Genomic DNA, 13,353 nt, shown 5'->3' on the forward strand with positions numbered 1-13,353 from the left:
CCTCTTGGGGTCAGGTTCAGGATCGGGCTGCGCGCCGGCGGCTGAGTCACTTGGTGATCCGGAACCAGTTGATGCCGAGGTCGAGCCAGCCGGCGACCGCGCCATAGGTGTTCGAGATGTCGGTATCCGGAATCCTCGGCGAGACCTCGAAGACGAAGTACAGGTCGTGCACCCCCGAAACCGCGGTGATCGGCACGGTCGCTTGCCGCCAGTGGTGGACCGGATTCTGGTAGTCGGTGGCAGAGTCCAGGTTGTGGTCGCCGGTGACGGTCACACTGCCGAGCACGGTGCCGTTGACCGGATCGTCGGCCTTGACGGTGATGGTGGCCGGCTCGGTGGATACCTTGACGTAGTCCACGGTCAGGTTGGCTCGCGAGGCGCCGCGGAAGTCGACCTTGCGGTACGCCGCCCAGTCGCCGTTGCGGATCCGGTTCAGCTGCAGGCCCACATCGTCGCCGTGGACATTGTCGGCCCGCAGGTTCGACGCGGCGCCGCCGATGTTTCCGGCGTCGTCGAACAGTTCGGCCTCGTGCCGGACGGTGAACGCGTTCGCGTCGGCCTGCCCCTGGATCACGACCCGGGTCGTGTAGGACAGGCCGTTCTCCGTCGACGCCTTCAGGTAGACCTCACCGTCACCGGCGCCCGTCGCACGGATGGTGCAGTTCCATGCGCGGTTGTTGTTGCCGGAGCTCTGGCCTTCGATGAAACCCGCCGCTGATGCGGTGATCTCCGCGAGGTTGGTGGGCCGGCCGTTCTTGTCCGTCAGCTCGCAGGTCACCGGGCGAGCCGTCGCGGGGAACGGATAGGTGACCGCAGAGAGCATCAGCGAGCCGCGGTGCCGGTCGATCGCGCCGAACCGGGAGAACTGGTTGGGTCCCCACGAGATGTCCGGCGGGCGCGAGTCGTGTCCACTGCGGACGATGATCGCGCTGGGTACGGTACCCGCGGGCACGGTCTGGTTCTTGAGCGTCACGGTGATCCCCGCGGCGGCCGTTCCGCCCGGCGTGGCGTAGGTGGCGGTGACGCGCACGGTCCCGTCGGCCGTGCCGGACGCCGTCAGCTGACCGGAGCTGTTGATTGTCGCAAGCGTCGTGGGGCTGCCGTCATCAGCGGTCACTGTCCAGGTCGGCGGAGCGGTGACGGTACCGGTGCCCCGCAAGGGCGCCTCCAGCAGCAGGCTGGCCGCACGCTGATCGATCGTCGCCGGGCTCTGGATCCTGGCCCGGCTCAATGACGTGGATGCGCTGGAGTTGAAGTGGTTCGAGGTGATCGAGACATCGGCCTCGCTCGCCGGCGTCACCGCTCCCAGGCGAATCCACTTGACTGTCACGTTCGCGTCCGGGAACACGAGGTACAGGTCGGTCGTGCGACGCGAGAACTCGGCAAGTTCGGCGCCGACGTTGACGAACGTCTGGGCATGGCCGGTCGGCGGCACGGTGATCGTGCCGACCCGGGTGCCGTTCTGGTCGACGCTCGGCTCACCGCTCCACACCGCGATGTTCGACGCGGCGGTGTTCGCGTTGGAGGCGCGGACGGTGAGGCCCGCCGCGTCGTCCTTGACCTTGACGTTGGCGTACTTGACCCACGCCCCTTCCTTCCGGGCCTGGATGCCGTACGAGTCGTCCTCGCTGACCGAGGTCGGCACGACGTCGGCCTGCGGCCCCGCGGCGGTCGGGCTGGTGAACGAGTAGTCGTCGAAGGTGGCGGCGGGGGTGACGCGGCTCAGGGCGCGAGCCGGGATCGGGTCACCGGTGACGGTCAGATTCCGTGACACGAGCTGGTCGGCGTCGGCCGACGAGCGGCCGACACTGATGGTGTAGGTGCCGGGTTCGACGAAGAAGCGGCTCCGTGACACGTCCCAGATCGCGAGGTCGGAGAGCTTGGCCTCGACCGTGACACGCTTGGACTCCCCCGGGCCCAGATGGATTCGCTCGAAACCGATGAGCTGCTTCTTCGGGTGTTTCACGCGGGAGTCGGGCGAGGGCCGGTAGCTGGCGTACACCTGGGCGACCTCGTCGCTCGCCGCCGCGCCGGTGTTGGTCACCTTGAGCCGGACTGAGATTTCCGGATCGCTGGTGTTACCCGCCGAGGCCGGGCTCACCGCCAGGTTGGCGTAGCGGAACGACGTATAGGTCAATCCGTAACCGAAGGGGTACGTGACACCGCCGTCGTGGTACGAGTAGGTGCGCTTGCCCTTGATGATGTCGTAGTCGGAGATGGCAGGCAGGGCGTCGAGCCCGGGGTACCAGGTCTGGGTGAGCCGGCCCGCCGGCGCGTAGTCGCCGAAGAGCACGTCCGCGACGGCGGAGCCGAGCTCCTGGCCGGCGTGGCTGGTGTAGACGATGCCCTTCACGTTCGGGTTCGCGGCGATGCCGCGCAGGTCGAACGGGTAGCTGCCGACAATCACCACCACGGTGTTCGGATTGGCGGCGGCGACGGCGGCGACGAGCTGCTCCTGGTGGGGTGGCAGCTTGATGTCGGGCGCGGTGCTGAGCCGGTCCCGCGTCTCGCGCGAGGTCAGGTGCGGCTGGTCGCCGACCGCGACCACCGCCACCGGCGCGGCGGACGCCTTGGCGACCGCGTCGGCGATGCCGTCCGTGACGGTGACGAGCTGGAACTGCCGGTTGGGGCTGCTGGCCGAGCCGTTGTGCTGGACGGCGTAGGGCTCGGCGGTGTTCACGAACACGTTGGGCGTCGCCGTCGGTTCGACCCAGCCGGTGCTCTTCGCGAAGCGCAGCGAGACGGTGTTGCCGGACTGGCCGACGATCCCGAGGTTCTGGTCGGTCGTCCACTGCTGGCTGGAACGGTTCGCGCCCTCGTAGCCCGGCGGGTCGGCGTTGGCCATCACCGTGTTGCCGGCCCCGCGGGCGGCGAGGTAGCGGTCGGTGGCCACCGACCGAAGCAGGTGGTTGTTGTATCCGTAGTCGTAGTCGTAGAACCGCGCCTTCGGATCCTCGGCCGACGTGGCGGAACCGGTCAACGCCGCGCCAGGCGTGTCGCCCGTGGCGAGGAACTTGCCGTCCGGCGCGCCGCTGCCGTCGACGACCTGGACGCCGACCACGTTCAGGCCGCGGCTGAAGGCGAGCGCGTTCGCCCCACCGGTCAGTTTCGCCGCGACCTTGTCCTTGATGTAGGTCGTGTACGGGTAGGTGCCGGCGTAGAAGTCGGTTGAGTTCTCGTCCGCGAGGGGACCCACGAGCGCGAGGCCCGGCGTGGACTTGTCCAGGGGCAGGATGCCGCCCTGGTTCTTGAGCAGCACGACCTGTTCCCGCGCGGCCTTGGCCGCCACGGCGCTCTGCGCGGTGGTGGTCAGCGCGTTGCGCTTGTTCAGCGCCTTGTACGGGTTGGTCGGCCGGGCGTCCAGGTCGCCGGCGTGCAGGCGTACCAACAGGATGCCGTGGATCGCCTTGTCGATGTCGGCCTCGTTCACCATGCCGTAGGCGAGCGCCTCGTAGATCCAGCGGCGGGTGCTCGGCGTGTCGGTGTCGCTCGGCGTCATGACCGCGACGCCGTTCTTGATCGAGTCGGCCATCGCGGCGGCCTGCCCGACCTCGCTGTTGGGGTAGTAACCGTTGGAGTTGAACAGGTTGCTCGGTGACCCCGCGTCGGTGACGTTGAAGAAGGCGCCCTTGCCGTAGCCGCCGGGGACCCAGTCCTTGTACACAGTGGACATCATCTCGGGGAAGACCATCGTGGGCTTGCCGTTGACGAGGTTGTAGGAGGTCATCATCCCGTTGGCGGCGCCCGACTCGATCCCCATCTTGAAGGCGCGGAAGTAGTACTCGTGCAGGTTCCGCGGGGTGGCGTTGGCGGAGTACGACGTGCGGGCGGCCTCCTGCCCGTACGCCGCGAAGTGCTTGAGCGTCGGGATGCTCTGGTAGTAGAGGGGGTCGTTGCCCTTCATGCCCCGCGCCATCGCCGTGGACATGATGGCGGCCAGTGTGGCGTCCTCGCCCATGCTCTCCGAGCCGCGGCCGCTGCGTGGATCCCGCGCGAGGTCGACGACCGGCGCCCAGATGTCCACACCGTTGAACCGGGCGTCGACGCTGTTGTAGGCGCGCGCCTCCTGCCCGATCACGCCGCCCACCTCCGACATCAGCGCCGGGTTCCACGTCATCGACAACCCGGTGTTCTGCGGGAAGACGGTGGCTCGTCCCAACCAGGACAGCCCGTGCAGTCCCTCGGTTCCGGTGCGGAACTGCGGGATGCCCAAGCGGATGATGGCGCCGCTGAACTGGTGCAGCAGGCTCACCTTCTCGTCGAGGGTCAGCCGAGCGACGAGGTCGCGGACGCGGGCATCCGGGCTCAGCGCCGGGTTTTGGAACGGGTAGGCGTACGCCCTCGCACCCGAAGCGGCCAGGTCAGCACCGGGCGTCCGCGCGCCGGCGGGAGTGGCGGGGGCGAGACCGACCGTCAGCGTCAGTACCGCCAGCAGACCGACCAAGACTCTCCGAAGGGTTCCTGGACTCCATCGGGACAACAACCGTCGGGGCTGCTTCATGTTCGGCGCACCTTTCTGTGCCGATGTGGCCCTGAAACGCATCCAAGTATCGAAGCGGTTCGACTCCCCGGGGAGCCGGATGTGTCAGGTAGTTTGATCCAGGTAACGGAAAGTGTCAACGAGGTGCGTCGAGGCCGGTCTTTGCGCTGGTGGGCCGCGACCCGCGACCCACGCGCCTCAAAGGATCTCCCTGATCGAGAGTCTTGACTATACGAAACAACCATGTTGGAATACGTTTTCCGAGACGTAAAAACCCGTGGCACCGGATTGACCTGTCGACGAGACGGTCGTGCCAAATCCTCCAGAGTCGCTCCGCGCAGGCGCGGGCGCTACCCCCTCATGCCCATCGGGACCGAACAAGCACGCCACGACCACTCGAAAGGTAAGCCAATGGAACCAAGAACCGGTCTGTGGTCGCGCCGCAGGCTTCTGGCGACCGCTGGTGCGGCAGGCGCCGGGATGAGCCTGGGCCCGCTCGTCATCCCGCGTTCGGCGAGCGCGGCGCCGATCACGGTGTCGTATGTGGACACCACACGGTCCACATACGACAAGCTCGTCCTGATGGTCGACGGCAAGCCGTTCTACCACAACGGCATCCAGTTCCGGTATGAGAAGCAGCGGTACAGCTACGGCTGGACCGACGCGCAACAGAAGTCGCTGCTGGGAATGGTCGCTCAAGACGGCTTCACCGTCGTGAACATCCCCATCTGGTGGTCGAAGATCGAGACCTCCAGGGACGTCTGGAGCTGGGCCGACGTCGATCGCATGATCGACTGGTGCGAGGAGTACGGCCTCAAGCTGGAGTTCCTGTGGTTCGGGCACGACTCCACCGGCTTCAGCATGCCCTTCCGCCTGCCGACCTACGTGCTCAACAGCTACCAGTACGTGGTCCGCTCCGACGGCTCCCAGTTGCGCAAGCGAGGCACCGGCGAACCCGGGGAACCGCCGGAGGGCTTCGGATGCCTGGACAAGACCGACCCGAACCTGCTCGCCCGGGAGAAGTACGCCCTGGGCCAGATGATGAACCACATCGCGACCTACGACACCAGCCACACCGTCGTGGGCGTGCAACTGCTCAACGAGCCGAACGTCTCGGGCCTGTGGGACGTCAGGATCGACCGCAGTTACAGCTCCTACAGCAACGAGCTGTGGCGAAGCGGCGGATACACCAGCGCGACAGAGTTCCGCAAGGACGTGCTGCTGAACTACCTGAGCGGACTCGGCCAGGCCGTCAAGGAATCCAACTACGTCGTCTACACCAGGTCGAACCCCAAGGGCGACGCGGACATCGCCGACAACGAGGCCCGCCGGGCTCGGGGTGTGGCGTACCTGGACTTCTTCGGCTACGACCCTTACACCACAAGCGTCGACTACGTGTACAACTACGGCCAGGACGCCTTCTGGGCCCAGGGCCGAAACTTCCCGATGATCATGGAGAACTATGCCGGCAGCTCCAACGCCGACATCCTCAAGTTCAACGCCGTCGCGGGGAACGCCGCGTACAACATCTACGCGGCCGTGGACCCGGACGCCGACAGCGGACGCGGCGACAAGGCGCTCTACGACTTCAACCCGACGACCAAGGTGGTGACCCGCAAGGCCGTATCCCCCAAGGTCGCCGCCGTGAACTACCTGATCAACAAGATCAGCAGGGACCTCGCGACCAAGCGCCCCGTCGAGCGCGGCGGCACGAAGCTGCAGACGTTCAACCGCACCGCCGCCGCGAGCAGCACCACCACCAAGACGCTGGACGGCCAGAGCGTCACGTACGCGACCTCCGGCGGCGGCCAGGGCATCGCCGTGAAGCACAGCGCTACGGAGATCGCCGTGCTCAGCACCAAGGCGGCCACCTTCACGGTGCCCGGCGGATCGATCACGTCCGTGGAAGTGGGCCATTTCGACGGCAACGACGCCTGGGTGCGGACCGGATCGAAGTCCTACAGCCCGTCATCCGCAAACATCGTCATCAACCTCAACGCCGGCGAGTGCGTCCGGGTCCTCTACGGCGGCGGCTCCTCCGGCCCCATCAGCCCGGGCACCTACAAGATCAGGCACGCGTCCGCCGGCACCTACCTCGATTCCGACGCGGGCGGCGCGGTCATTCTCGCTTCCGCCAGCACCTACGACGACCAGGACTGGATCGTGGCGGAGGCCGCTTCCGGCGTGTACACGATCCGCAACGTCCGAACCGGACGGTTCTATCTGACCGCCGCCGCCACGAACAACGCCGTCGTCTGGAACACCGGCGAGGTCACCGGCGACGCGCAGTGGAGCGTGGAACCGGTCCCGGCCGGAGGCTTCCGCCTCAACAGCCAGGGCACGGGGCGCGAGTACATGTACCGGACCTCGGCCGGCGAGGTGAAGTGGAACACCGGAGTCGCCGACGCCAGCACGGTGTGGGCTTTCGAACCCAAGTGACAGGGGATTCATCCATGCATCACACCCACGCAGACACCGGGCAGGCAGCGCCCCGCCCGCTGGCTCGGAGGTTGAGGTGGCTCGCCGCCGCGGTCGCGGGCGCCGTCGGGGTCCTCGCGACCGTCGCGGTGGGCGTGGCCTCGGCCGCTGACAATCCTTACCAGCGCGGCCCGGACCCCACCCGCGACAGTGTCGCCGCTTCGAGAGGCACGTTCGCCACAGCGACAATGACGGTGCCGGAGGGCAACGGCTTCACCGATGGGCACATCTACTACCCGACGGAGACCAGCCAGGGCACGTTCGGCGCGATCGCGTTCGTCCCGGGCTACAACGGCTCGTGGGACGCGATGGAGTGGACCGGGCCGTGGCTGGCCTCGTTCGGGTTCGTCGTGATCGGCTTCGAGGCGATCAATCCCTCCGACGGAGACACCGCCCGCGGCACCGCACTGCTGGCCGCGTTGGACTATCTGACCCAGCGTAGTGCGGTCCGCGACCGTATCGACACGAGCCGGCAGGCGGTGATCGGCCACTCGATGGGCGGTGGCGGGGCGATGTCCGCGGCGTCCCGGCGGCCGTCGCTGAAGACCGCGGTAGGGCTCGCGCCGGCGATCTTCTCCACGAACATGACCACCATGCGCGTGCCCGCCATGCTGATGGCGGGGCAGAACGACAGCACCGTCACGCCGTCGTACACGAAGAACTTCTACAACCAGATTCCGGCCGCCACGGAGAAGGCGTACGTCGAGCTCACCGGCGCCGGTCATGGCTTCCCGAGCTGGACACCGAACTCGGTGATGATGCGCAAGATCATTCCCTGGTTGAAGATCTTCGTCGATCATGACACCCGCTACAGCCAGTTCCTGTGCCCGCTGATGGACTCGACCGGCATCTCCGCGTACCAGGGCACCTGCCCACTCGAACCCGGCACGCCGCCTGGCTCCCCGTCGCCGAGCGTGTCACCGACGGTCTCCTCGCCGGCGCCCTCGCCCCTCGTGAGTGGCGCCACGTACAAGATCAAGAGTGTGGCGTCCGGTGGGTACCTGGATTCGGATGCGAACGGTGTGCTGAGTGTCGCCTCCGCGGCCTCGTACGACGACCAGGACTGGGTGGCGACCCAGCAGTCCAACGGTTCCTGGACGATCAGGAACGTCCGGAGTGGACGGTACTACCTGGACACTGAGTCGAACAACGCCGTCATCTGGAACGACGGTTATGTCGGGCCGGACTCGCAGTGGCGGGTCGAGCCGGTTGCGGGCGGCTTGCGCCTGGACAACGACCGCTCGGACCGGGGCTATCTCTACGGAACTTCGGCCGGCCAGGTGCGATGGAACACCGGTTCAGCCGACGCCAGCACGGTCTGGGCCTTCGAACGCAAGTAACCAACCACCACCAGACAAGACCGCGATGGCACCCGATTGGTCGTGCCCTTTCCAAGCGAAGTGCGACATCAGTCAGGACCTATCTGAGGGGATGGGAACCAATGAGGACCCTAAGACCGCGCATTCGACGACTTCTGCGAGGCGCCGCGGCCTTGCCGCTCGTCGCCGCTGCCGTGATCGTCGGTGTCAAGACCGCTGGACCGGCCCAGGCGGCCGACGTTCCACCGAATCCGATCGAGAAGCCGGGCTGGACCCTTGAACGGAACGACGAGTTCAACGGCAGCCTCGACAGCAGCCTGTGGATCACTAACTACCTCGAGTCCCGGACGCCGGAATCGCGATCCCGGGCGCGCTACCACTTCCGGGACAACGCGCTGGTCCTGCGGATCGACGACGACCAACCGACCTACTACTCGGACAATCCGATGAAGGTCTCCAGCATCCAGACGGGGCAACGGACCGGCCTGCACAAGGGCGACCGCTTCGACCACAACATCCCCACCCTGTTCAAGTACGCGCCCCAGTACGGCTACTTCGAGATTCGCGCCAAGTCGAGCGCGCGGCACGGTGTGCACACCGCCTGGTGGACGGTCGGGAAGCAGGACACCAACAGCCAACACGCAGAGATCGACATGCTTGAGCACGGTGAGGGCAGGCGCGGCCTCAACTGCTTCTACTTCAACCTGCACAAGTGGTTCGACAACACGCTTCCGGAAACCATCAACACGATCTGCCCAGGATTCAACGTAACCACCGACTTCCATATCTACGGCCTGGAGTGGACGCCCACCCAGCTCAAGCTTTATGTCGACAACGTGCTGCGGCACACGATCAACGCCGCGCCGCGCTACCCCTCGGCGTTCCTGCTGGGCATCTACGAGAACGCCGGCTGGAACGGCACCGTGAACCCTCGGGACACGCAGCCGAAGGAGTTCATCGTCGACTACTTCCGTGCTTACCAGAAGGCGGACGGACCCACACCGACACCCACGCCGACGGGTGGGACCGGCGGTCTCGTGAGTGGCGCTACATACAAGATCAAGAACGTGGCGTCGGGTGGGTACCTGGATTCGGATGCGAACGGTGTCCTGAGTGTGGCTTCGGTGAACGCGTACGACGACCAGGATTGGGTTGCGTCGCAGCAGTCGAACGGTTCGTGGACTTTCAGGAACGTCAGGTCCGGACGGTACTACGTGGACACTGAGTCGAACAACGCCGTCGTCTGGAACGACGGCTATGTCGGGCCGGACTCGCAGTGGCGGGTCGAGCCGGCCGCGGGCGGCTTGCGCCTGGACAACGACCGCTCCGACCGGGGCTATCTGTACGGGACCTCGGCCGGCCAGGTGCGGTGGAACACCGGTTCGGCCGACGCCAGCACGGTCTGGGCCTTCGAACGCAAGTAACCAACCGGCAAACCCGATGAGCCCGGAAGGGACCCCCACATGCGTGGTGACCCGCAACGAACCTGCCGACCCCTCTGGCCGCTGGCCATCACAGCCGCCACCGCCATCGCCGCCGTGATCGCCCTCGTCGCACCGGTCGGGAGGGCGTCGGCGGCGGCCGGTGTCCTCGTCGACGAGACGTTCAGCACGCAGACGACGCCGGCGAACTTTGGGTTCCCGGTCGGAGCGGACGTCGCCAACGGCGTACTGAACCTCACCCGGGGGATGGGCAACTACACCACCTCGGTCAAGACGCTCGACGCGGCGATCGCTCAGCAGACGACCCTCGACCTGAGCTTCGACTGGAAAACGGCGGTGTCCGCCAGTGGGAACAAGACCGGTATCGAGCTGCGGGACGGTCAGGGCAACCTGGTGTTCGCGATCGCCGGCACCTCGGACCAGCTCCGGTACGGCCTGACCGGACCCGTCTCCGACTCGGCGTCCGCACCGGACGCGCTGAACCCGTCGTGGACCGGGGTCTCCTACGACCGCGCCAAGTGGTACACCGTCAACCTGCACCTCGACTTCGCCCTGCAGCGGGTGCAGTACGCGATCGCCACCAAAGAGACCAACGCGGTCGTCCTGGCCTCCGCCACCGGGAGCATCACGGGCCGAAGCCTCGCCAAACTCGTCGCCTGTAACTACTTCGGCACCGGCGTGCAGTCGATCGACAACGTCCGCCTCACCGTGCCGGAGAACCCGGCCAGCGGCCGGTTGCGCGGCAAGTCGATGTACGCGTTCGGGGACAGCATCGTCTACGGCCACACGTACTCGCGCAGCTTCCCCAACCTCACGGCGGAGCGCGAGCTGATGACGCTGACCAAGTACGCCGTCAACGGCGCGACGATCGGCCCGTCCAGCAACCAGATCGTCACCCAGGTCAGGCGCGCCGCCTCGCAGGCACCGGACTACGTGGTGTTCAACGGCGGCACCAACGACGCCGACCTGGTCTACAACAACCGGTACCGGGTCGGCGCCATGGCCGACGGCTTCGACCCGGCCCGGTTCGACAACTCCACCTACGCCGGCTCGCTGGAGACCACCATCTCGGCCATGCGGACCAAGTGGCCGGCCGCGCGGATCGTCTACGTCACCGTCCACAAGCTCGGCTCCCGCGACTGGAACACCCAACTCGCCCTCCGCGCCGTGACCCTGCAGATCAGCAGCAAATGGGGAGTCAGGGTCGCGGACGTCTTCAACGACACCACGCTGGACACCCGCATCAGCGGCCACCGGGTGGCGTACACCTTCAACGGCCTGGTCAACAACTATCCCGGCACGAACGGCACCGGCACCCACCCGAACATCGCCGGCATGAACTTCTACGTTCCCGTGCTCACCGCCGCCCTGACCCAGTCGCCGAGCCCATCACCGACGATCTCGTCACCAGCACCCTCGCCGTCCCCCGACCCGGACGGCCTGGTCAGCGGCGCCACCTACAAACTGCGGAACGTGGCGACGGGTAGGTACCTGGACTCGGAGGCGAACGGCGTCGTCACCGTCGCCGCCGCGAGCTCGTACGACGACCAGCAATGGGTCGCCACCCGGCACTCCTCCGGCGCCTGGACGATCCGCAACGTCCGATCCGGACGGTCCTACCTGGACACCGCCACCAGCGGCGGCGTCGTGTGGAACTCCGGCGAGGTCGACGCCGACTCGTTGTGGGGCGTGGAGCCGACCACCGGCGGTTTCCGGCTCGACAACAGCCGCCCCGACCGGGACTTCATGTACGCCACCGCCGCCGGCGAAGTGAAGTGGAACACCGGGTCCACCGACAACAGCACGATCTGGGCCTTCGAGCCCCAGTAGCCGCCTCGGAAAGAGAGGAATCACCATGGCCTCGAGAGCAAGGAAAATTAGATCCGTCTGCCTCGCCGCCGCGCTGGCGGTTGGCATGTCCGTGTACGGCCTGACGAACCAGGCGTCGGCCGACACCATGACACAGCTGAACGCCTCGCAGATCGTCGCCGAGATGGGCGCCGGCTGGAACCTGGGAAACAGTCTGGAGGCCAACGCCAACGGGATTCCCAGCGAGACCGCCTGGAACAACCCGACCGTCACACCCGCCCTCATCGACAGGGTGAAGGCAGCGGGGTTCAAGACGATCCGGATACCTGTCTCCTACCTGAACCACATCGGCGCCGGCCCGAACTACACCATCAACACCAACTGGCTGAACAGGATCCAGGAGGTCGTCAACTACGCCTACAGCCGCGGCATGTACGTGATCATCAACATGCACGGCGACGGCTACAAGACGATCAACAGGGCCTGGCTGATCTGCGACGCGAACGACCAGACGACGATCAGGGCCAAGTACCAGCGAGCCTGGCAACAGATCGCGACCAGGTTCCAGGACTACGACCAACACCTGATCCTCGAGTCCATGAACGAGAACTTCGACGGACAGTACGGTCGGCCGACCCAGCCGTGCTACTCGAACATCAACAGCTACAACCAGATCTTCGTCAACACGGTCCGGCAAACCGGCGCAAACAACAGCTCACGGTGGCTACTCACACCCGGCTGGAACACGAACATCGACTACACCACGGGGAACTACGGCTTCGTGCTCCCGACGGACCAGTACCGCTCCCCCACTATTCCCAGCAACGAGCAGCGAATCATGATCTCCGTTCACTACTACGACCCGTGGGAGTTCACCGGTACGGAGAACGGCACCATCACACAGTGGGGCGCGGGGGCGACGAACCCGTCGAGGAGGGCGAGCTGGGGAAACGAAGCCCACATGGACACCCAGCTGAAAAAGACGTACGACGCGTTCGTCACACGAGGGTATCCGGTGGTGGTCGGCGAGTACGGCGCCATCAACAAGACCACGCACGACTCCTCGAACAACCGTTACCGCGCCGACTTCGCGCGCACCCTCGTGTCCACCGCCAAGAAGTACGGGGCGACCACCGTCTACTGGGACAACGGCATCAACGGGCAGTACGGGTTCGGACTGTTCAACCGGAGCACCTACGCGGTGACCCAGCAGGGCATCATCGACGCCATCATGAGCGCGGTCGGTGGCGGCACCGGCAACCCGAACGAACCGTCCGGCACCTACAAGATCAGGCACTCGCAGACGGGCCGGTATCTGGACACCGACGGCAACGGCGCGGTCGTGCTCGCCGCGGCCAGCAGCTACGACGACCAGGACTGGATCGTCTCCAAGACCGCGTCCGGCGCCTACACGATCCGCAACGTCCGATCCGGACGGTTCTACCTGGACACCGAGCCGACGAACAACGCCGTCATCTGGAACACCGGCGCCGTCGACCCCGACTCGTTGTGGACCGTGGAACCGGTCTCCACAGGAGGCGTTCGCTTCAAGAACCAGAACGTCAGCCGCGCGTACCTGCACGGAACCACGGCCAGTGAAGTGAAGTGGAACACCGGTGCCACCGACACCAGCACGCTCTGGCTCCTCGAACCCAAATAGCCGACAACGAAGGTCCGGGACCGGACCGCTGAACGCGCCGGTCCCGGGCCAGCAAGCCGTCGGCGGGGGGAGCCTCGGTCGAGGCGGTGTGCAGGTGCGGGGGCCACCGGCGAACCCGTCCGGGCACACGGTGCTGTAGACGGACAGGTGGGTGACGGACTGCCG

Annotated in this window: 6 protein-coding genes; 5 read left to right on the forward strand and 1 reads right to left on the reverse strand. The window is 66.4% G+C overall.

The window, feature by feature from the left end; translation table 11 throughout:
* Positions 1-46 precede the first annotated feature (46 nt).
* The gene (locus QMG73_RS08865) at positions 47-4,444 is read right to left on the reverse strand and encodes a glycoside hydrolase family 3 C-terminal domain-containing protein (RefSeq protein WP_281893686.1); all 4,398 of its coding nucleotides are present in this window, start codon (positions 4,442-4,444) and stop codon (positions 47-49) included.
* 447 nt (positions 4,445-4,891) lie between these two features.
* On the opposite strand from QMG73_RS08865, the gene QMG73_RS08870 reads away from it, so the two are divergent.
* From QMG73_RS08870 to QMG73_RS08890, 5 genes are all read left to right on the forward strand, one after another.
* Positions 4,892-6,919, forward strand: a complete 2,028-nt coding sequence (locus QMG73_RS08870; protein ID WP_281893688.1) for a DUF4978 domain-containing protein — start codon at positions 4,892-4,894, stop codon at positions 6,917-6,919.
* A gap of 14 nt (positions 6,920-6,933) precedes the next feature.
* Positions 6,934-8,298 (forward strand): poly(ethylene terephthalate) hydrolase family protein, encoded by a 1,365-nt coding sequence (locus tag QMG73_RS08875; RefSeq protein ID WP_281893689.1) that lies wholly within the window; start codon positions 6,934-6,936, stop codon positions 8,296-8,298.
* A 101-nt stretch (positions 8,299-8,399) separates the two neighbouring features.
* The gene (locus QMG73_RS08880; RefSeq protein ID WP_281893690.1) at positions 8,400-9,701 is read left to right on the forward strand and encodes a family 16 glycosylhydrolase; all 1,302 of its coding nucleotides are present in this window, start codon (positions 8,400-8,402) and stop codon (positions 9,699-9,701) included.
* Between the two features lie 39 nt (positions 9,702-9,740).
* Positions 9,741-11,549 carry a GDSL-type esterase/lipase family protein gene (locus tag QMG73_RS08885; protein ID WP_281893691.1) on the forward strand — a complete coding sequence of 603 codons (1,809 nt, stop codon included), beginning with the start codon at positions 9,741-9,743 and terminating at the stop codon, positions 11,547-11,549.
* An 85-nt stretch (positions 11,550-11,634) separates the two neighbouring features.
* On the forward strand, positions 11,635-13,188 hold the full coding sequence (locus QMG73_RS08890) for a cellulase family glycosylhydrolase (RefSeq protein ID WP_281893692.1): 1,554 nt from the start codon (positions 11,635-11,637) through the stop codon (positions 13,186-13,188).
* Positions 13,189-13,353 lie beyond the last annotated feature (165 nt).

It is taken from the genome of Phytohabitans aurantiacus, assembly GCF_027923225.1.
GTDB classification, from domain to species: domain Bacteria; phylum Actinomycetota; class Actinomycetes; order Mycobacteriales; family Micromonosporaceae; genus Phytohabitans; species Phytohabitans aurantiacus.

Coding starts and splice junctions, on each gene's coding strand:
- QMG73_RS08870 (WP_281893688.1), top strand. CDS start 4,892: ATGGAACCAAGAACCGGTCTGTGGTCGCGCCGCAGGCTTCTGGCGACC.
- QMG73_RS08875 (WP_281893689.1), top strand. CDS start 6,934: ATGCATCACACCCACGCAGACACCGGGCAGGCAGCGCCCCGCCCGCTG.
- QMG73_RS08880 (WP_281893690.1), top strand. CDS start 8,400: ATGAGGACCCTAAGACCGCGCATTCGACGACTTCTGCGAGGCGCCGCG.
- QMG73_RS08885 (WP_281893691.1), top strand. CDS start 9,741: ATGCGTGGTGACCCGCAACGAACCTGCCGACCCCTCTGGCCGCTGGCC.
- QMG73_RS08890 (WP_281893692.1), top strand. CDS start 11,635: ATGTCCGTGTACGGCCTGACGAACCAGGCGTCGGCCGACACCATGACA.